General features: G+C 64.5%; 20 protein-coding genes and 1 tRNA gene. 17 read left to right on the top strand and 4 right to left on the bottom strand.

From position 1 onward, the window contains the following. From QZY48_RS04895 to QZY48_RS04820, 16 genes are all read left to right on the top strand, one after another. Positions 1–186, top strand: a 186-nt coding sequence (locus QZY48_RS04895) for a preprotein translocase subunit SecG (RefSeq protein WP_295428486.1), incomplete at its 5' end; no start/stop codon positions are given. Positions 187–203: 17 nt separating this feature from the next. Further along, positions 204–288: transfer RNA gene (locus QZY48_RS04890), tRNA-Leu, on the top strand. Between the two features lie 184 nt (positions 289–472). Continuing rightward, the gene (locus QZY48_RS04885; RefSeq protein ID WP_295428484.1) at positions 473–829 is read left to right on the top strand and encodes an NADH-quinone oxidoreductase subunit A; all 357 of its coding nucleotides are present in this window, start codon (positions 473–475) and stop codon (positions 827–829) included. After that, on the top strand, positions 820–1296 hold the full coding sequence (locus QZY48_RS04880) for an NADH-quinone oxidoreductase subunit B family protein (RefSeq protein ID WP_295428482.1): 477 nt from the start codon (positions 820–822) through the stop codon (positions 1294–1296). The genes QZY48_RS04885 and QZY48_RS04880 overlap by 10 nt, the downstream gene beginning before the upstream one ends. A gap of 39 nt (positions 1297–1335) precedes the next feature. Then, positions 1336–2055 carry an NADH-quinone oxidoreductase subunit C gene (locus QZY48_RS04875; protein WP_295428480.1) on the top strand — a complete coding sequence of 240 codons (720 nt, stop codon included), beginning with the start codon at positions 1336–1338 and terminating at the stop codon, positions 2053–2055. A 1-nt stretch (position 2056) separates the two neighbouring features. Continuing rightward, complete coding sequence (locus QZY48_RS04870) at positions 2057–3316, top strand: NADH-quinone oxidoreductase subunit D (protein WP_295428478.1); 1260 nt, start codon at positions 2057–2059, stop codon at positions 3314–3316. Next, positions 3316–3843: an NAD(P)H-dependent oxidoreductase subunit E gene (locus QZY48_RS04865; protein WP_295428476.1), complete on the top strand. Its 528-nt coding sequence runs from the start codon at positions 3316–3318 to the stop codon at positions 3841–3843. Before QZY48_RS04870 ends, QZY48_RS04865 begins: the two co-directional genes overlap by 1 nt. 5 nt (positions 3844–3848) lie before the next feature. Then, positions 3849–5132 carry an NADH-quinone oxidoreductase subunit NuoF gene (nuoF, locus tag QZY48_RS04860; protein ID WP_295428490.1) on the top strand — a complete coding sequence of 428 codons (1284 nt, stop codon included), beginning with the start codon at positions 3849–3851 and terminating at the stop codon, positions 5130–5132. 43 nt (positions 5133–5175) lie between these two features. Continuing rightward, positions 5176–7551, top strand: coding sequence for an NADH-quinone oxidoreductase subunit NuoG (gene nuoG, locus QZY48_RS04855; RefSeq protein ID WP_295428474.1), 2376 nt, complete (start codon positions 5176–5178; stop codon positions 7549–7551). Positions 7552–7557: 6 nt separating this feature from the next. Continuing rightward, a complete protein-coding gene (gene nuoH / locus QZY48_RS04850) occupies positions 7558–8592 on the top strand; it encodes an NADH-quinone oxidoreductase subunit NuoH (RefSeq protein WP_295428471.1) in 1035 nt (344 codons plus the stop codon). A 43-nt stretch (positions 8593–8635) separates the two neighbouring features. Then, entirely contained in the window at positions 8636–9127 is a 492-nt protein-coding gene (nuoI, locus tag QZY48_RS04845) for an NADH-quinone oxidoreductase subunit NuoI (RefSeq protein ID WP_295428468.1), read from the top strand. Positions 9128–9295: 168 nt separating this feature from the next. Then, complete coding sequence (locus QZY48_RS04840) at positions 9296–9940, top strand: NADH-quinone oxidoreductase subunit J (protein ID WP_295428465.1); 645 nt, start codon at positions 9296–9298, stop codon at positions 9938–9940. Positions 9941–9944: 4 nt separating this feature from the next. Continuing rightward, positions 9945–10250: an NADH-quinone oxidoreductase subunit NuoK gene (nuoK, locus tag QZY48_RS04835; RefSeq protein ID WP_100921467.1), complete on the top strand. Its 306-nt coding sequence runs from the start codon at positions 9945–9947 to the stop codon at positions 10248–10250. Between the two features lie 16 nt (positions 10251–10266). After that, positions 10267–11268 (top strand): Fic family protein, encoded by a 1002-nt coding sequence (locus QZY48_RS04830; protein ID WP_295428459.1) that lies wholly within the window; start codon positions 10267–10269, stop codon positions 11266–11268. Between the two features lie 33 nt (positions 11269–11301). After that, positions 11302–13320, top strand: a complete 2019-nt coding sequence (gene nuoL / locus QZY48_RS04825) for an NADH-quinone oxidoreductase subunit L (RefSeq protein ID WP_295428456.1) — start codon at positions 11302–11304, stop codon at positions 13318–13320. Positions 13321–13341: 21 nt separating this feature from the next. Continuing rightward, a complete protein-coding gene (locus QZY48_RS04820) occupies positions 13342–14919 on the top strand; it encodes an NADH-quinone oxidoreductase subunit M (protein WP_295428453.1) in 1578 nt (525 codons plus the stop codon). Between the two features lie 233 nt (positions 14920–15152). Here the strand turns inward: QZY48_RS04820 and QZY48_RS04815 are convergent, their stop codons facing one another. The 3 genes from QZY48_RS04815 to QZY48_RS04805 all read right to left on the bottom strand — a co-directional run bounded on the left by QZY48_RS04815 (position 15153) and on the right by QZY48_RS04805 (position 16373). Then, complete coding sequence (locus QZY48_RS04815; protein ID WP_295428450.1) at positions 15153–15632, bottom strand: DsrE/DsrF/DrsH-like family protein; 480 nt, start codon at positions 15630–15632, stop codon at positions 15153–15155. A gap of 62 nt (positions 15633–15694) precedes the next feature. Then, positions 15695–15922 carry a sulfurtransferase TusA family protein gene (locus QZY48_RS04810; protein WP_295428447.1) on the bottom strand — a complete coding sequence of 76 codons (228 nt, stop codon included), beginning with the start codon at positions 15920–15922 and terminating at the stop codon, positions 15695–15697. A gap of 127 nt (positions 15923–16049) precedes the next feature. After that, positions 16050–16373 carry a rhodanese-like domain-containing protein gene (locus QZY48_RS04805; protein WP_295428445.1) on the bottom strand — a complete coding sequence of 108 codons (324 nt, stop codon included), beginning with the start codon at positions 16371–16373 and terminating at the stop codon, positions 16050–16052. A gap of 85 nt (positions 16374–16458) precedes the next feature. On the opposite strand from QZY48_RS04805, the gene cysG reads away from it, so the two are divergent. Beyond that, positions 16459–17889: a siroheme synthase CysG gene (gene cysG / locus QZY48_RS04800; RefSeq protein ID WP_295428443.1), complete on the top strand. Its 1431-nt coding sequence runs from the start codon at positions 16459–16461 to the stop codon at positions 17887–17889. Here cysG and QZY48_RS04795 read toward each other — a convergent pair. After that, positions 17824–18384, bottom strand: a complete 561-nt coding sequence (locus QZY48_RS04795; RefSeq protein ID WP_295428488.1) for a L,D-transpeptidase — start codon at positions 18382–18384, stop codon at positions 17824–17826. The genes cysG and QZY48_RS04795 overlap by 66 nt on opposite strands. Positions 18385–18670 lie beyond the last annotated feature (286 nt).

Below are 18670 nucleotides of genomic sequence, written 5' to 3'. Positions count from 1 at the left end.
CGCAGCACGGCAGTCGCTGCGACGCTGTTTTTTGTTACCAGCCTGTCGCTGACTTATATTTATTCCCATCCCGCGCAACGGCAAGGGGTGATGGATAAAGTCGAGCCGGCAGCTATACAGGCGACCCCGGCAGCACCTGCGGCTAACCCTGCCGACGAATCCAAGTCCAGGGAGATTCCAAAATAATTTTTTGCAGCAGCATGGCCGATGTGGTGAAATTGGTAGACACGCTATCTTGAGGGGGTAGTGGCGCAAGCCGTGCCAGTTCGAGTCTGGCCGTCGGCACCATCAGTAAACGGCAGGTCGCGCGAGCGACCTGCCGTTTTTTCGTCTTTTGTCGCTAACCAACTGAAAGTCAGTAAAAAATAATCAATCTGGACTATTGATCCGGTTGACTTCCCGCGCGACGCTGCTTTAGACTCTGCTTATAGAGCCGTGACATTCCGTCAACGATCGCGGTCCGGGAGATACAGTGCTCGGCAACTACCTGCCCATCTTGATCTTCATCATCGTCGGCCTCCTGGTCGGCGGCGGCGCCCTGGCGGCCGGTTGGGTGCTGGGCCCCCGGCGGCCTGACGCCGAGAAGGACTCCCCCTACGAGTGCGGCTTCCCCGCCTTTGACAGCGCGCGCATGAAGTTCGATGTGCGTTATTACCTGGTCGCCATCCTTTTCATCCTGTTCGACCTGGAGATCGCCTTCCTCTTCCCCTGGGCGGTGGTCCTCCCGGACCTGGGCGCCTACGGGTTCTGGGTCATGTTCGTGTTCCTCGCGGTCCTGGTCGTCGGCTTCATCTACGAGTGGAAGAAGGGGGCACTGGAATGGGAATAGAGGGTCTGCTGGAACAGGGCTTCGTCACCACCACGGCGGACAAGCTCATCAACTGGGCGCGCACCGGGTCCATGTGGCCCATGACCTTCGGGTTGGCCTGTTGCGCGATCGAGATGATGCATACCGGTGCCGCCCGTTATGATCTGGACCGCTTCGGTATCATCTTCCGCCCCAGCCCCCGCCAGTCCGACGTGATGATCGTGGCCGGTACCCTGGTCAATAAGATGGCCCCGGCCCTGCGTAAGGTCTACGACCAGATGGCCGAACCCCGCTGGGTGATCTCCATGGGCTCCTGCGCCAACGGCGGCGGCTACTACCATTATTCCTATTCGGTGGTGCGCGGCTGTGACCGCATCGTCCCGGTGGACATCTATGTGCCCGGCTGCCCGCCGACGCCGGAGGCCCTGTTGTACGGCATACTGCAATTGCAGAACAAGATCCGCCGCACCAATACCATCGCCCGCTGAGCCCCGCGGCCCTTGCGCAGCTTCAATGACCCAGGACCCATGGCAACAGATTCCTTAACGCGCGATACCAGGCTGGCCGGGCTTGAACAGGCCCTGTCCCGGCAGTTGAGTGGACAGGGCTGCGAGACCTTGAGCGCGCCCGGCGAGGTCACGCTGGTGGTGCCCGCGGCGCACTTGCTCCCGGTCTGCCGGACCCTGCGCGACCACGCGGACCTGTGCTTCGAGCAACTGATCGATGTCTGCGGGTTGGACTATGCCGCCTACGGCAAGGGCGAGTGGGAGACCGAGTCGGCGTCCACCTTCGGCTTCGGCCGCGGGGTGGACCGCGACCTGGACCTGGCGCTCGCGGCCCCGCGCCGCTTTGCCGTGGTCTATCACCTGCTCTCCCTGGCGCACAACCGGCGCCTGCGCCTGCGGGTCTACGCGGACGGGGAGGGCGAGCCCATGGTGGATTCGGTGGTGCCGGTATGGGCCTCGGCCAATTGGTTCGAGCGGGAGGCCTTTGATCTCTTCGGCATCCTCTTTCGCGGGCACCCCGACCTGCGTCGTATCCTCACGGACTACGGCTTCGTCGGTCATCCTTTCCGTAAGGACTTCCCCGTGTCGGGTCAAGTGGAGATGCGCTATGACCCGGCACAGGGTCGCGTGGTCTATGAGCCGGTGTCGATCGCGCCGCGCGTCCTGGTGCCCAAGGTGATCCGCGAGGACAGCCGTTATCTGGGCCCGGACCACGCCGGCGCGGCCGGCAAGGGGGCCTGACATGCCTGAAATCCGCAATTACACCCTGAACTTCGGCCCCCAGCACCCATCTGCCCATGGGGTGCTGCGCCTGGTGTTGGAACTGGACGGCGAGGTGATCGAGCGTGCCGACCCCCACGTCGGCCTGTTGCACCGGGGCACCGAAAAGCTGGCCGAGACCAAGCCCTACAATCAGAGCATCGGTTACATGGACCGTCTGGACTATGTGTCCATGATGTGCAACGAACACGGCTATGTACGGGCGATCGAGAAACTCCTGGGGGTGCAGGTACCGCAGCGCGCCCAGTATATCCGCACCCTGTATGACGAGATCACCCGCATCCTGAACCACCTGATGTGGCTCGCGGCGCACGGGCTGGACATCGGTGCCATGTCCGTCTTCATCTACTGCTTTCGCGAGCGCGAGGACTTGCTTGACTGTTACGAGGCGGTTTCTGGTGCGCGCATGCACGCCACCTATTACCGCCCGGGCGGTGTCTACCGGGACCTGCCGGAGGTGATGCCCCAGTACCAGGCGGCCGCAACCCAATGGCACAGCGCCCGCGAGATGGCGGCCCGCAATGCAGCCCGCCAGGGGTCCCTGCTGGACTTCATCGAGGCCTTCACGCAGCGCTTCCCGGGCTGCGTGGACGAGTACGAGACCCTGCTGACCGACAACCGCATCTGGAAGCAGCGCACTGTGAGTATCGGTGTGGTCTCTCCCGAGCGGGCGCTGCAACTGGGTTTTACCGGGCCCATGCTGCGCGGCTCCGGAATCGAGTGGGACCTGCGCAAGAAGCAGCCTTATGCCGCCTATGCCGACATGGACTTCGACATCCCGGTAGGGGTGAACGGGGACTGCTATGACCGCTATCTGGTGCGGGTCGAGGAGATGCGTCAGTCCAATCGGATCATCAAACAATGCGTGGACTGGCTGCGCACGCACCCGGGCCCGGTTGCGGTGGACGACCACAAGGTCATGCCGCCCGCGCGTGCCGCGATGAAAGACGACATGGAGGCCCTCATCCACCACTTTAAGCTGTTCACCGAGGGCTATTGCACCCCGCCGGGGGAGGTCTATGCGGCGGTCGAGGCGCCCAAGGGTGAGTTCGGTTGTTACATCGTCTCCGACGGCGCCAACAAGCCCTATCGACTCAAGGTCCGCGCCCCCGGGTTCCCGCACCTGGCGGCGCTCGATGAGATGGCCAGGGGCCACATGCTGGCGGACGTGGTGGCCATCATCGGGACCCTGGATATCGTGTTTGGGGAGATCGACCGCTGATGAGCTTTCGCAATGACCCCCTGGCCGTGGTCCACGATCGGGACAAGTCGACCCTCCTGACGCCCGCGCTGCGCGCCGCGATCGACGCCCATGCCGCCAAGTATCCGGCGCAATGGCGGCAGTCCGCGGTGATGCCGGCCCTGACCCTGGTTCAGGACAGTAACGGCGGCTGGTTGTCCCGCGAACTGATGGACGAGGTGGCGGCCTATCTGGATATGCCGGCGGTCGCGGTCTACGAGGTCGCGAGCTTCTACGGGATGTACGATCTGGCGCCGACCGCGGCGCACAAGGTCTGCATCTGCAACAGCATTTCCTGCCTGTTGAACGGCTCGGAGGACCTGATCCACCATGTGGAGCACAGGTATCAGGTCAAGCCCGGCGAGACCACTGCCGACGGGCGCTTCACCTTCAAAGAAGTGGAGTGCCTGGGTGCCTGCCGTGACGCCCCGGCGGTGCTGATCGACCAGACCTACCATGAAAAGCTGTCCGCCGAGACCCTGGACCGGCTGATCGAGGGGTTGCAGTGAGCGCCATGGCCGTCAATCACGACACCGTTTGTTTCCGCACCATGCACCTTCCGGTCCATGAGCGCCACACCCTGGCGGCCTATCGCGGCCTGGGGGGCTATGCGCAATGGGAGCGTATCCTGCGCGAGCGGGTGGACCCGGCGGGCGTCATCGAGGAACTGAAGCTCTCCAATCTGCGTGGGCGCGGCGGCGCCGGCTTCCCGACCGGGCTCAAGTGGAGCTTCATGCCCCGCACGGCCCCGGTGCAGAAATATATCGTCTGTAATTCGGACGAGGGCGAGCCTGGTACCTGCAAGGATCGCGATATCCTGCGTTTCAATCCGCACCAGTTGATCGAGGGCATGGCCATCGCGGGCTATTGCATCGGGGCCACCGTGGGGTACAACTACATCCGCGGCGAGTTCTACGAGCCGATCGAGCGCTTCGAGGCGGCCCTGCGGGAGGCCTATGCGGCGGGACTGCTCGGGCGCGACATCCTGGGTACCGGGGTGGATTTCGACCTCTACACCCACCTGGGTGCGGGCGCCTACATCTGCGGGGAGGAGACGGCGCTCTTGGAGTCGCTGGAGGGCAAGAAGGGTCAACCCCGCTACAAGCCGCCCTTCCCGGCCCAGGTGGGTCTCTATGGCAAGCCCACCACCATCAATAATACCGAGTCCCTGGCCTCGGTGCCGGTGATCCTGGAGCGCGGCGGTCAGTGGTTCCTGGACCAGGGGCGCCCCAACAATGGCGGGACCAAGCTCTTCTCCATTACGGGTCATGTCAACAACCCCTGTAATGTGGAGGTGCCCCTGGGTACGCCCTTCCGGGACCTGCTGGCAATGGCCGGCGGGGTCAAGGACGGCAAGCCGCTCAAGGCGGTCATCCCGGGCGGGTCCTCGGTGCCGGTGGTGCCCGGTGACATCATGATGGGGGTCGACATGGACTACGACTCGGTCGCCAAGGCCGGGTCGATGCTCGGCAGCGGCGCGGTGATCGTGATCGCCGAGGGCACCTGCATGGTGAAGGTCCTGGCCAATCTGTCCCATTTCTATATGCGTGAGTCGTGCGGCCAGTGCACCCCCTGCCGCGAGGGAACCGGGTGGCTGGCGCGGGTGGTCGGGCGGATCGCCGCGGGCCAGGGCCGCCCGCAGGACCTGGACCTGCTGGAGAGTGTCGCCGGGCGGATCGGCGGGCGTACCATCTGTGCCCTGGGGGATGCGGCGGCCATGCCGGTGCAGAGTTTCCTCAAGCACTATCGCAATGAATTCGTGCACCTGATCGAGCACGGGCAACGTTCGAGGGCCTGAGTTTGGCCGCAAGCAATGCAGTTGGCCGCGTAGAGAGACCGCAATGACGGATATGCTCACTATCGAGATCGACGGTCGCGCCTGCGAGGCGGCACCGGGCGAGATGATCATCGCGGTCGCGGACCGCGAGGGGATCTCTATCCCGCGGTTTTGCTACCACAAGAAGCTCTCGATCGCCGCCAACTGCCGCATGTGTCTGGTGGAGGCGGAGCAGGGCGGGCGCCCCTTCCCCAAGCCGGTGCCGGCCTGCGCCACGCCGGTCGGCCCCGGCATGAAAGTCCTCACCCGCTCGCCCAAGGCGATCGAGGCGCAGCAGGGCACCATGGAGTTCCTGCTCATCAACCACCCCCTGGATTGTCCCATCTGCGATCAGGGCGGTGAGTGTGAATTGCAGGACGTCGCCATGGGCTACGGCGGCGACCAGTCGCGCTACACCGAGGGCAAACGGGTGGTCATGGACGGGGACCTGGGGCCCCTGATCGCCACCGAGATGACCCGCTGTATCCACTGCACCCGCTGCGTGCGCTTCGGGGCCGAGATCGCGGGTCTGCGGGAATTGGGGGCGACCGGCCGCGGCGAAGACGTGCGTATCGGTACCTTCGTGGCCCACACCCTTGCCCACGAACTCTCCGGAAACATCATCGACCTGTGTCCGGTGGGGGCGCTCACCTCCAAGCCTTACCGGTTCACCGCCCGCGCCTGGGAACTGACGGACGCGCCCGCCATCGCCCCCCATGACGGGGTCGGCGCCAACCTACAACTCCATGTGCGCCGCGGCCAGGTGATGCGCGTCCATCCCCAGGACAACGAGGCGGTCAACGAGTCCTGGATCGCGGACCGGGACCGCTTCAGCTATGTCGGTCTCAACGGCGCCGACCGCCTGACCGAGCCCCTGGTCAAGCGTGACGGCGCCTGGGTGGCCGTGGAGTGGACCGAGGCCTTGGCCCTGGTCGCGCAGCGGCTCAAGGCCGCCGACCCGGCCACGACCGGTTGGCTGCTCGCCCCCAATGCCACCTTGGAAGAGATGTACCTGGCGCAGGGGCTCGCCCGGGCGCTGGGCTGCGCGAATATCGACCACCGCCTGCGTCAGCGCGACTTCCGCGGTGACGCTGCCGACCCGCGCCTGCCCTGGCTCGGGCTCCCGATCGCGGAGCTTCCGGCCCAGCGCTCGGTGCTCTTGATCGGCAGCGACATTCGCCAGGAACAGCCGCTCCTGGCCCACCGACTGCGCCAGGCGGTCCTGGCCGGCGGCAGTCTGGCCCTGGTCAACCCTTACCGACTGGACCTGACCCATCCCGCCGACCAATTGGCGGGCGGACCGGCCGGGATGCTGGACGACCTGGCCGCCATCGCCAAGGCCTCGGGTGACGCCGGGTCTGGGGCGCTGAAGGCTATCATCGCCCGCGCCGCGCCTACCGCTGAGCACCAGGCGGTCGCCGATTCACTCAAATCTGCCGGGGCTAACGGGGCGGGCCTGATCCTGCTCGGCGCCTTGGCGGCGGCCCACCCGGACTACAGCCTGCTCAAGGCCCTGGCCTACCGGATCGCCACGGCCGCCGGCTGCAAGGTCGGTTACCTGCCCGCCGCCGCCAACAGCGTCGGCGCCTATGTGGCCGGGGCCCTGCCCCAGGTCCAGCCCGGGGGTCGGCCGGCCGACCCGGTCGGCCTGCCGGTCGCGGAGATCCTGGGCGCGCCGCACCGGACCCTGGTCCTCTGGGGCCTGGAGCCGGCCTATGACCTGGGCAATCCGGCCCGGGCCATGGAGGCATTGGCCCAGGCCGACTTTGTGGTCGCCGCCGGCGCCTTTCGCTGTCCCTCGCTGGAGTCGGTCGCCCAGGTGTTGCTGCCCATCGGCGCCTTCGCCGAGACCTCCGGGACCTTCGTGAACGGGAGCGGAACCTGGCAGAGTTTCCAGGGGGCCGTGGCGCCCCCGGGTGCGGCCAGACCCGGTTGGAAGGTCCTGCGGGTCCTCGGCAATCTGCTCGATCTCAAGGGCTTCGAGTACCTGGACACGGCAGCGATCCGCACCGAACTGGCGGCCCTCTGCGGCGATGCCCGCCCTGACAACAGGCCCGCGGCGGACTTCGACGCAGCGCCCGTGGGCCTCGGCGAGGGCCTGATCCGCATCGGCAATGTGCCGACCTACGCACTCGACGCGCTGGTGCGTCGCTCGCCGCCCCTGCAGCGGACTCCGACCATGGGGACCTTCGGCGCCTATGTGAACGCGGCACAGGCGGCCGACCTGGGTTTGGCGGCGGACGCTGCCGTCGTGGTGTCGCAGCAGGGGGCGGCGGTCCATACCCGGGTCCTGATCGACGAGCGCGTGCCGCCAGGCTGTGTGCGCATCCCGGCGGGCGTTCCGGGGAGTGAATCCTTAGGCGATCAAATCGCCCCCGTCAGCATCCGGCGTGAGGAGTAGGGGCCAATGATCGAACTGTGGAATGCCCTGCCGCTGCTGATCCAGATCCTGCTCAAGGTCATCGTGATCGTCCTGCCCTTGCTGGGCCTGGTCGCCTATTACACCCTGGCTGAGCGCAAAGTCATCGGTTATATGCAGGTGCGGATCGGGCCCAACCGGGTCGGCTGGCGCGGCCTGCTCCAGCCCATTGCCGATGCCGTCAAGCTGATGATGAAAGAGATCGTGGTGCCCACCCAGGCGGACAAGACGCTCTTTGTCATTGCGCCCCTGATCTCGATCGTCCCGGCCATCGCCGCCTGGGCCGTGTTCCCCTTCGACGCGACCCTGGTGGTGGCGGACATCCATGCGAGTCTGCTCTACATCCTGGCCCTGTCCTCGCTCGGGGTCTATGGCATCATCATCGCCGGCTGGGCCTCCAACTCGAAGTACGCCCTGCTCGGGGCCATGCGCTCCGCGGCCCAGTTGGTCGCCTATGAGATCGCCATGGGTTTCGCCCTGGTGGGGGTCCTGGTGGCGGCGGGGAGTCTCAATCTGGGGGAGATCGTGCGCGCCCAGACCGGCAATGTCTTTACCTGGTTCTGGCTGCCGCTGCTGCCGCTCTTCGGCGTCTATGTGATCGCGGGTGTGGCCGAGACCAATCGCGCCCCCTTCGACGTGGCGGAGGGCGAGTCCGAGATCGTCGCCGGCTTCCACGTCGAATACTCCGGGATGGGGTTCGCGGTGTTCTTCCTGGCCGAATACGCCAACATGATCCTGATCTCGGCCCTGACGGCGCTGCTCTTCATGGGCGGCTGGCTCTCGCCGCTGCCCCAGTCCTGGGTGCAGGGGGTCTTCCCACTGGATGACGGCTTCCAGTGGCTCCTGCTCAAGACCTTCTTCATCATGTTCGTGTTCCTGTGGCTGCGCGCGACCTTCCCGCGTTACCGCTACGACCAGATCATGCGTCTGGGCTGGAAGGTCTTCATCCCGATTACGATCGTCTGGATCCTGGTGGTGGCCGGCGGCGTCGTTGCCAAACTCCCGCCCTGGTGGTCCGCCTGATGTCATACCTGTTGCCACACCAGCCCCCCCGGGAGCGCGCGCAATGCTGAAGACGGCACGCACCTACCTCCAGAGCCTGTTCCTCTTTGAGTTGTTCAAGGGGCTGCGGGTCACCGGGGCCTATTTCTTCAAGCGTAAGTTCACGGTCCAATACCCGGAGGAGAAGGCGCCCCTCTCCCCTCGGTTCCGCGGTTTGCATGCGCTGCGCCGCTACCCGAATGGCGAAGAGCGCTGCATCGCCTGCAAACTCTGCGAAGCGACCTGCCCGGCGCTTGCCATCACGATCGAGTCGGAGCCCAGGGCGGACGGCTCGCGGCGCACCACCCGTTATGACATCGACCTCTTCAAGTGCATCTACTGCGGGTTCTGCGAGGAATCCTGTCCGGTCGACTCGATCGTAGAGACCGGGATCTGCGAGTACCACTTCGAGGAGCGCGGCGGCAACGTCATGACCAAAGACAAACTGCTTGCCGTGGGCGACCGCTACGAGGCGCAGATTGCCGCCGCCCGCGCCGCGGATGCACCTTACCGATGAACCAAATCGAACCGCAGCGACGCCGAGCGCCTGGGGTGGACCAGCGCCGCGCGGTCCACCAGCCCGCGGGGGTGGCGGTGGATCGCGGCCCGCGCCGACCCTGTGCCCTTGCCCGGCAGGGTGCGGCGCGCCTTATCCACCCTCCAACCGACTCCTTGGGATGGCGCCATGGGCTTTGAGAAATTTCTCTTTTACTGCTTCGCGGCTATGACCGTCGCCGCCGCGGGGATGGTCATCAGTCGGCGCAATCCCGTCCATGCGGTATTGTGGATGGTGGTCGCCTTCGTGAGCAGTGCGGCCCTGTGGATCCTGCTGGAGGCCGAGTTCCTTGGGATCGTCCTGGTCCTGGTCTATGTTGGTGCCGTGATGGTGCTGTTCCTGTTCGTGGTCATGATGCTCGATATCGACATCGCCACGCTGCGGGCCGGCTTCATCAGGTATCTGCCGGTCGGCGCCCTGGTGGCCGCGGTGATGCTGATCGAGATCGTACTGGTCGTAGGGCCGGCCCATTTCGGGCTGACGGCCTTCCCCGCGCCGGCCCCCGCCGGGGTCGCCGTCAACAATACGCACGATCTGGGGATGTTGCTCTATACGGTCTATGTCTATCCCGTCGAACTGGCCTCCGTCATCCTCCTGGTGGCGATCGTCGCCGCCATCCGTCTGACGCTGCGGTGGCGGCCCGACAGCAAATATATCGATCCGGCGCGGCAGGTGCGGGTGAAGAAAGGGCCGGACCGCCTGCGGATCGTAAAGATGGCCTCGGTGGGCCCCGCCGAGATGCCCGCGGCGAGCCTGGCCGACACCAAGGAATAGCCCCATGATCGCACTCTCCGACTATCTGATTCTGGGCGGCATCCTGTTCTCGATCGCGGTCGCGGGGATCTTCCTCAACCGCAAGAACGTGATCGTGCTCCTGATGTGCATCGAGTTGATGCTGTTGGCGGTGAACACCAACTTCGTCGCCTTCTCGCACTTTCGCCATGACATCACGGGCCAGGTCTTCGTGTTCTTTATCCTCACCGTGGCGGCGGCCGAGGCGGCGATCGGGTTGGCGATCCTGGTGGTCCTGTTCCGCAACCGCGGCACCATCAACGTCCAGGACCTGGATTCCTTGAAAGGTTAGCGAAGCCGACGAATTTATGAGCGCTAACCCCGACCTGCGTCTCGTGCAGTCGCGCATCGATCCCAGTGGTGGATTTGATGTTATCGACGTTGCGCGGCATACGAATATTATCGACCCGAACGCGGCGTCGCCATTACGTCTCAAGGGTGAGGGTGGGCGTTTCTCCATCACTCCACGCCTGGTTGGGAAGCTGGAAGGGCTGTCGCGGGTACGCTTGAGACTGGGTAAGCTCAAGAATGATGTGAGTGATGATTGGAAGCATTACATAGCAGACCCGACCACGCGCAGAGCCCTCGCGCAAAGTGTGATCGCCAGCTCGGAAATCGAAGGCGAAGGGCTCTACGCGTCCGAGATTCCTTTGTACCTTGAGGCGGTCACGCAGTCCGCTGAGGGCGTTGTCAGTCAAGAGCTATCGGAACGAATCAGGGCGGTAGCGGATATCTATGATACTTATGTCTGGGCACTGACGCTGGATCGTAAGAGCTACATCGATTTTGACCTGATCCTGGAGCTTCACTCCCGCATGTTCGTTACCTCCCGGGCCATCATTGCCGGTCGGCTGAAAGACAAGGAGGTGATGATCAGAGGGGCTGGTTATGAGGTGCGGACGCTGCGCGCGGACAGGACCGCGGAATTTCTTCGCGAGTTGTGTGTTCGCACGAATCAACGACTGATCAATGCGAAAGAGTACGCCGACGAGTCGATGCTGCTGGTGGTCAGCGAGTTCCTGTTGGACTTTCTCGCGATCCATCCCTTCATCGACGGAAACGGCCGGCTGGCGAGATTGTTGTCGACGTATCTCCTGGAGCGGGCAGGTTACCGGTTTGCCCGATTCTATCCGCTGGACCTGGTGATCCTGGAAACGCGGGACCGCTATTACCAATCGCTGTTCAAGGCGCAGATCGACTGGTACGGTGCGAGCGAGGATCTGACCCCGTGGGTCGATTATTATGTCGGGAGCGTTTCTACCCAGTGCCAGCGAGCCCTCCAGGTCGTCGCAAATCGAGGCGCGAGTTAGTCGGTTCGACATCGAATTCACACGAGTCTGCTCATGGCCAACATCTATCTGATCATCGTGCTTGCGCCCCTCATCGGCGCCATCGTCGCCGGCTTCTTCGGCGGGCGGATCGGGCGGCGGGGTGCCCACTCGGTGAGTATCCTGGGGGTGGGGATCGCAACCGCCCTGTCGTTCTTTGTCCTGGCGCGCTTCGCCTGGGGCGACGAGCCGGTCTACAACGCGGCGCTCTACACCTGGATGGTCTCCGACGGCATCCGTTTCGAGGTCGGGTTCCTGGTAGACCGCCTCACCGTCCTGATGATGGCGACCGTCACCTTCGTCTCGCTCATGGTGCACGTCTACACCATCGGCTATATGGCGGATGACGAGCACAACTGGCCGCATGACTCCAAGGCCGGCACCCACAGTTACCAGCGCTTCTTCAGTTATATCTCGCTCTTCACCTTCGCCATGCTGATGTTGGTCATGTCCAACAACTTCATGCAGTTGTTCTTCGGCTGGGAGGCGGTGGGGGTCGTGTCCTATCTGCTGATCGGCTTCTGGTCGGTGCGCGAATCGGCCATCTTTGCCAACCTCAAGGCCTTTTTGGTCAACCGCGTGGGCGACTTCGGCTTTCTCCTCGGCGTTGCCGCCATCGCCATGTATTTCAATTCGATGGATTACGCGCAGGTCTTTGCACGGGCGCCGACGCTGGCCGACACCCAGGTCGACCTGTTCGGGGGCGTCTCACTGATGACCCTGATCTGCGTCCTGCTCTTCATCGGCGCCATGGGCAAGTCGGCCCAGGTCCCCCTGCATGTCTGGCTGCCGGACAGCATGGAGGGTCCGACGCCGATCTCCGCCCTGATCCATGCTGCCACCATGGTCACGGCCGGCGTGTTCATGGTGGCGCGGATGTCGCCGCTCTTCGAGTTGTCCGATGCCGCCCTGTCGTTTGTCATGATCATCGGTGCGACCACGGCCCTGTTCATGGGTCTGATCGGACTGGTCCAGAACGACATCAAGCGCGTCATCGCTTACTCGACCCTGTCCCAGTTGGGCTATATGGTCACCGCCATGGGTGCCTCGGCCTATGCCGCCGGCATCTTCCACCTGATGACGCACGCCTTCTTCAAGGCCCTGCTGTTCCTGGCCGCCGGTTCGGTGATCATGGCGATGCACCATGCGCAGGATATCCGCACCATGGGCGGCCTGCGCAAATACCTGCCCATCACCTGGATCACCTTCCTGATCGGGTCCCTGGCCCTGACCGGGTTTCCCGGGTTGGCCGGCTCCTTCTCCAAGGACGCCATCATCGAGGCGGTGGAGGAGTCGACGATCTTCGGCTCCGACTACGCCGCACTCCTGCTGACGATCGGCGTCGTCGTGACGGCGCTCTACAGTTTCCGCCTCTATTTCCTGGTCTTTCACGGCAAGGCACGGATGGACGAGCACACCCGCCACCAGCTGCATGAATCGCCCTGGGTGGTCACGGTGCCGCTGATCCTGCTGGCCGTGCTGTCGGCCGGTATCGGTTGGATTACGATCGAGCCGCTGCTGATCGGCGACTGGTTCAAGGGAGCGATCCTGGTTTCCCCGGTGCACGATACCCTGCGCGAGCTCCGGGACCACTTCCATGGGCCTTTACAATTCGTGATCCACGGTATTCACTCCGAGGTCTTCTATCTGAGTATGGGCGGGACCCTGGCGGCGGCCCTGATCTGGTGGCTGGTGCACGCGCTGGCCCCGCGGATCGATGAGCAGATTCAGGCCGCCGGTGGTCCGGTCACGCGGATACTGCTGGATAAGTACGGGTTCGACGACTTCAATCAGCGCGTCTTCGCCGGGGGCGGTCAGGCGCTGGGCAATGCGCTCTGGAGCGGCGGCGATCAGGCCCTGATCGACGGCGCCGTCGTCAATGGGTCGGCCCGCTCGGTGGGGCGGCTGGCCGAAATGGCGCGCCGCCTGCAGACGGGCTATCTCTATCACTACGCCATCGCTATGATCGTCGGGCTGGTGTGTCTCCTGGCGATCTTCGTGTCAGGTCTTTCGTCGCTCTTTGTGGCCCTCTAATCGGAGCAGGAATTAAATACGATGGAATCCGGTTTCCCCCTGCTGACACTGACGATCTGGCTGCCCATACTGGGCGGCCTGGCGGTACTCGCGAGCGGCGACCGGGACAGCGCGCTGAGCAAGAAAATCGCGCTGGCGGTGGCGGTCCTGACCTTCCTGGTCAGTCTGGGCCTGTGGCTCGGGTTCGACCCCGCCACGGCGCAGATGCAGTTCGTCGAGTACAGTCCCTGGATACCGACCTTCGGTGTCTTCTACTACCTGGGCGTGGATGGGATCTCCATGCCGCTCATCGTGCTCACCACCTTTATCAGTGTCTTTGTCATCGTCGCCGGCTGGGACGTGATCACCTACCATCCGTCGCAGTATATGGCGGCCTTTCTGATCATGGAGGGTGTCATGGTCGGCGTCTTCTCGGCACTCGATGCGGTCCTGTTTTACGTCTTCTGGGAGGCGATGCTGATCCCGATGTTCATCATCATCGGGGTCTGGGGCGGGCCGAACCGCGTCTACGCGACCATCAAGTTCTTCCTCTTCACCTTTTTCGGTTCGGTCTTCATGCTCGTCGCCCTGATCTACCTGTACTTCCAGGCGGGCAGTTTCAGTATCCTCGATTTTCAGGCGCTGGAACTGGGCATGACGCCCCAGGTGCTGATCTTCATCGCTTTCCTGCTCGCCTTCGCGGTGAAGGTACCCATGTTCCCGGTGCATACCTGGCTGCCGGATGCCCATGTCGAGGCGCCGACCGGCGGGTCGGTGATCCTGGCCGCCATCATGCTCAAGATCGGCGGCTACGGCTTTCTGCGCTTCACGCTGCCTATCACCCCCGACGCCAGCGCGTCGCTGGACTGGCTGATCATTGCCCTATCGCTGATCGCCGTGGTCTACATCGGTTTCGTCGCCCTGGTGCAGCAGGACATGAAGAAGCTGATCGCCTATTCTTCGATCGCGCACATGGGGTTCGTGACGCTCGGCTTCTTCATCGTGTTCGCGATCCTGCGTCATTCCGGGACCAGTGCCGGCGCGGTGATGGGGATCGAGGGCGGGATGGTCCAGATGATCTCTCACGGATTCATCTCCGGGGCCCTGTTCCTGTGCGTCGGGGTCCTCTATGACCGGATGCACTCGCGGCAGATCGCCGACTACGGCGGGGTGATCAACACCATGCCCTGGTTCGGCGGCTTGCTGGTATTTTTCGCCATGGCGAATGCGGGCCTGCCGGGGACCTCCGGCTTCGTCGGTGAGTTCATGGTCATCCTGGCGGCCTTCCGCGCCGATTTCTGGTTCGCCTTCCTGGCCGCCACCACGCTGATTCTGGCCGCCGCCTTCACCCTCTGGATGGTGAAGCGGGTGGTCTACGGGGAGGTCAAGAATGAGCGGGTGGCCGGGCTTCAGGACTTGAACCGCGCGGAGGTGTTCAATCTCGGGACCCTGGCGGCGGCGGTCCTGTTGGTCGGCCTGTGGCCCGCGCCCCTGGTGAACGTCATGCACGCCAGCGTCGAACACCTGGTCGCCCAGGTCAGCGTCTGCAAGCTGCCGCCGGCGCAGGCGGGTTCCTGCCGACTGAGTAGGTCGGAACCGGTGGCGTCCCTGGCGCCCTAGGTAACGAGTCAAGAACATAGTGAAATCCACTCGTTGTCGTTGTCGTTGTCGTAATCGGAGAAGCGATACACTTTGGGGTGCGAAAGAATCCGGGGCGCTCCGATAACCTCGATTACGACAACGACAACGACAACGAAAACGGCGCTACAGGCAGGGCCTAAGTGAACCGTTCCTAAACCCGCCCGCCGGTGCTTGGCACCGCGGGCAGCCTTGGCCGCGCCGGCGGGCGGCTGTCAGATATACAGACAGATGTCGCTGGTGCCGGCGAACTCAAAGAAGGCGGCGGCGCCCGCGAACTCCACGCCGGGGATGAAGGCGGTGGGCTCCATATCGAACAGGTCGACGGTCATCTGGCAGGCGATGAACTTGACCTCGGCCTCCTGGCACAGTTCGCGCAATTCCTCGATGCTGGCCACGCCCTTTTTCTTCATCTTGGCCTTCATCATGATGGTCATGACGCGCTGCATGAAGGGCAGGGCGGTGAGCAGCACCGGCATGAAGCGCTCCATGCCGCCGGGCATCGGCATGCCGGGGTTGCCCAGCGGGGTAACCTTCAGATCCGGATTTTTCTTCAGGAGCTGCAGCCCGTAGAAGGTAAAGAAGATTTGGACTTCGTAGCCGAGCGCGGCGGCGGTCGAGGCAAGGATGAAGGGCGGATAGGCCCAATCCAGTGAGCCCTTGGTAGCGATGATGGCAAGCTTTTTCTGGGCCATCGGGTCCTCCGGCGTGTGTGTGGTTCAAACGATGATGGGGGCGGCGGGGTTGGCCGCCGGGTTCAGCCTTTTGTGATCAGAAAATGGAACTTGCCGCCTTCCTCCCGGGAATCGGTCAGCACGTTGCCGGTCTGCTTGGCGAAGGCGTCAAAGTCCCGGACCGAGCCCGGATCGGTGGCGATGACGTGCAGTACCTGCCCGGCGGCCATCGCGTTCAGGGTCTTCTTGGCACGCAGGATCGGCAGGGGACAGTTCAGGCCGCTCGCGTCGAGTTCTTGGTCATGGGCCATGGGGTACCTCCGGAGTTTCGGTGTTTTAGAATATGCGAAAATACGCGAGTGGCTATTTTTAGGCTAAATCCGCTAAAATGGCAAGGCAGGAAAGGCCGCGACCGGGCCCTGGCCCCAGAATTTCGCGTCAGTGTCCCGGGAAGCTGATCGCGTAGCCGTGTCTGGCCCAGGCGATGATCCCGCCGCGTAGGTTCAAGGCCCGTTCAAGACCCTGCTGCATCAGGTAGGCGCAGGCCTGGTAGGAGCGGGCGCCGCTGCGACAGTAGAGCACCAGGTCGCGGTCCCTGGGCAGTTCGTCCAGACGCAGCGGCAGCAGGTGCATCGGCAGGACCAGGGCCCCGGGCAGCGCCCCCCCGGCGATCTCTCCCGCGGTGCGGATGTCTACCAACAGAAGGTCCTCGCCGGCCGTCAGCCGCCCATGCAGGGACTCCGAATCGATCTCGTTGACCACGCTGTCCGCCTTCCAAACGCTTTAGTAATTAAGTATATTAAGATGTTTCTCATCCTAACTCAACGCCCGATCCATCCCGACGCCTATGGAATTTTTACCGATCTTTCAATCCGTCAGGGGCCGACCCTGCCTGGTGGTCGGCGGCGGCACCACGGCGCGCCGCAAGATCGGCAGCCTGTTGCGTGCCGGTGCGGCGGTGACCCTGGTCGCTCCCCGGCTCATGGAGGACCTGGCCCGGATGGCGGCGGCGGGTGAATTCCGTCACCTGGCCCGCGGCTTCGAGCCGGCCGACCTCACCGGCATGAAGCTGGTGATCGCCTCCACCGACGACCGGCTGGTGAACCGGCGGGTCGCGGCGCTGGCGAGTGCCGCGGACATCCCGGTCAATGTCGTCGATGATCCGGACGCCTGCACCTTCCTTCTGCCGTCCATCATCGACCGCGACCCGGTGGTGGTGGCCATCTCCACCGGTCGCGCCTCGCCGGTGCTGGCGCGCCTGCTGCGCACCCGGCTCGAGTCCCTGATCCCCGCGGGTTACGGGCGTCTGGCGGCCCTGTGTGCCCGCTACCGCGACCGGGTCAAGGAGCGCTTCAGCGAGCAACGCGACCGCCGCCGCTTCTGGGACCGGGTTCTGCAAGGGGCCGTTGCCGAGCGCATCTTCGCGGGCCAACTCGACGAGGCGCGGGCGGCCATCGAGCGTGAACTGGCCCCGGGGGCGCTGGACCGCGACTTGGGTGAGGTCTATCTGGTCGGTGCCGGACCCGGCGACCCGGATCTGCTGACCTTCCGGGCGTTGCGCCTGATGCAGCAGGCGGACGTGGTGGTCTATGACCGGCTGGTGGCCGAGCCGATCCTGAACATGACCCGGCGCGACGCCCGCCGCATCTACGTCGGTAAGGAGCGCAACCACCATACCGTGCGCCAGGAGGAGATCAACCGCCTGCTCGCGGACCTGGCCCGCGACGGGCACCGGGTGCTGCGGCTCAAGGGCGGGGACCCCTTCATCTTCGGGCGCGGCGGCGAGGAGATCGACACCCTGGCGGCGCAAGGCATCCCCTTCCAGGTCATCCCCGGGATCACCGCCGCCTCCGGGTGCGCCGCCTATGCCGGCATCCCGCTGACCCATCGCGACTATGCCCAGTCCGTCACCTTCGTCACCGGGCACCTCAAGGACGGCACCATCAACCTCAACTGGCCCCAACTCGCCTACCCCGGTCAAACCCTCGTTTTCTACATGGGCCTGATCGGGCTGCCGATCATCGTGCGGGAGTTGATCGGCCACGGGGTCCCGGCGACGCGCCCGGTGGCCCTGATCCAGCAGGGCACCACCCACATGCAGCGGGTCCTGGTGGGCACCCTGGCGACTATCCTGGACCTCATCGCGGCCGACCCGCCCCAGCCGCCGACGCTCGTCATTGTCGGCGAAGTCGTGCGCCTGCGCGACAAGCTGTCATGGTTCCGCACCTTCACGGACCCGCACCAGGGGGCGACGACGCCGATCCTGCCCGGGACCTGAGCGATCTTCGTCTCCCTCCAGGATCTCGACCGGGGTCCCGACCGGGGTGAGGTCGAACAGCTCCACCAGGTCCGCGTTGCGCATCCGCACACAGCCGTGGGAGCGGGGTTCGCCCAGGGGCGCGCTGTCCGGGCAGCCGTGGATGTAGATGAAGCGGCGCAGGGTGTCGCGCGGACCGCCGCGGTTGCGGCCGGGCTCGCAGCCGGTGAGCCAGAGGATACGGGTCAAGACCCAGTCCCGGTCCGGGTAGGCGGCGGCCAGTTCGGGGCCGTAGACCTCGCCGGTCGGGCGTCGGGCGCGAAACACGGTGTTGGCCGGGCAGCCGGCACCGATGCGCAGGCGCACCCGGTGCTGCCCGCGGGGGGTGCAACCGCTCCCGTTGAACTCGCCCGCGCCGTTGAAACCGGTGGAGACCGGATACTGGGCGAGGACTTGTTCGCCCTCGCACAGGGTGAGCATCTGGGTCGGGAGGTGGATGCGGACCAGTAGCGGCATTTTCGTTGTCGTTGTCGTTGTCGTTGTCGTAATCGAAGTCATCGTAGTGCCCCGGATTCCTGGCGGGACGGGGTATTCGCCCGGGCCCGACTGCTTTTCGTTGTCGTTGTCGTTGTCGTAATCGACGTTATCGTAGCCCCTCGGATTCTCCCGCACCCAGCGCGAGAGCTTCGCCTTCCAACTGGCCCGGCGCATCCTGATCCGCGCCTTTCCCGAGTCGTTCGCATCCCTGGCCAACCCTGCTAAGTAACGAGTCAAGAACAAGCTGGACACAATCGTTGTCGTT

This window comes from uncultured Thiodictyon sp. (genome assembly GCF_903828115.1).
Taxonomy (GTDB): Bacteria; Pseudomonadota; Gammaproteobacteria; order Chromatiales; family Chromatiaceae; genus Thiodictyon.
The sequence above is the reverse complement of the archived record's forward strand: the minus strand, read 5'-3'. Positions and strand labels throughout refer to the sequence as shown.

Bases quoted from the DNA above. Each gene is read 5' to 3' on its own strand.
- QZY48_RS04880 (WP_295428482.1), top strand. From the start codon at position 820: ATGGGAATAGAGGGTCTGCTGGAACAGGGCTTCGTCACCACCACGGCG.
- QZY48_RS04875 (WP_295428480.1), top strand. From the start codon at position 1,336: ATGGCAACAGATTCCTTAACGCGCGATACCAGGCTGGCCGGGCTTGAA.
- QZY48_RS04870 (WP_295428478.1), top strand. From the start codon at position 2,057: ATGCCTGAAATCCGCAATTACACCCTGAACTTCGGCCCCCAGCACCCA.
- QZY48_RS04865 (WP_295428476.1), top strand. From the start codon at position 3,316: ATGAGCTTTCGCAATGACCCCCTGGCCGTGGTCCACGATCGGGACAAG.
- nuoF (WP_295428490.1), top strand. From the start codon at position 3,849: ATGGCCGTCAATCACGACACCGTTTGTTTCCGCACCATGCACCTTCCG.
- nuoG (WP_295428474.1), top strand. From the start codon at position 5,176: ATGACGGATATGCTCACTATCGAGATCGACGGTCGCGCCTGCGAGGCG.
- nuoH (WP_295428471.1), top strand. From the start codon at position 7,558: ATGATCGAACTGTGGAATGCCCTGCCGCTGCTGATCCAGATCCTGCTC.
- nuoI (WP_295428468.1), top strand. From the start codon at position 8,636: ATGCTGAAGACGGCACGCACCTACCTCCAGAGCCTGTTCCTCTTTGAG.
- QZY48_RS04840 (WP_295428465.1), top strand. From the start codon at position 9,296: ATGGGCTTTGAGAAATTTCTCTTTTACTGCTTCGCGGCTATGACCGTC.
- nuoK (WP_100921467.1), top strand. From the start codon at position 9,945: ATGATCGCACTCTCCGACTATCTGATTCTGGGCGGCATCCTGTTCTCG.
- QZY48_RS04830 (WP_295428459.1), top strand. From the start codon at position 10,267: ATGAGCGCTAACCCCGACCTGCGTCTCGTGCAGTCGCGCATCGATCCC.
- nuoL (WP_295428456.1), top strand. From the start codon at position 11,302: ATGGCCAACATCTATCTGATCATCGTGCTTGCGCCCCTCATCGGCGCC.
- QZY48_RS04820 (WP_295428453.1), top strand. From the start codon at position 13,342: ATGGAATCCGGTTTCCCCCTGCTGACACTGACGATCTGGCTGCCCATA.
- QZY48_RS04815 (WP_295428450.1), bottom strand. From the start codon at position 15,632: ATGGCCCAGAAAAAGCTTGCCATCATCGCTACCAAGGGCTCACTGGAT.
- QZY48_RS04810 (WP_295428447.1), bottom strand. From the start codon at position 15,922: ATGGCCCATGACCAAGAACTCGACGCGAGCGGCCTGAACTGTCCCCTG.
- cysG (WP_295428443.1), top strand. From the start codon at position 16,459: ATGGAATTTTTACCGATCTTTCAATCCGTCAGGGGCCGACCCTGCCTG.
- QZY48_RS04795 (WP_295428488.1), bottom strand. From the start codon at position 18,384: ATGCCGCTACTGGTCCGCATCCACCTCCCGACCCAGATGCTCACCCTG.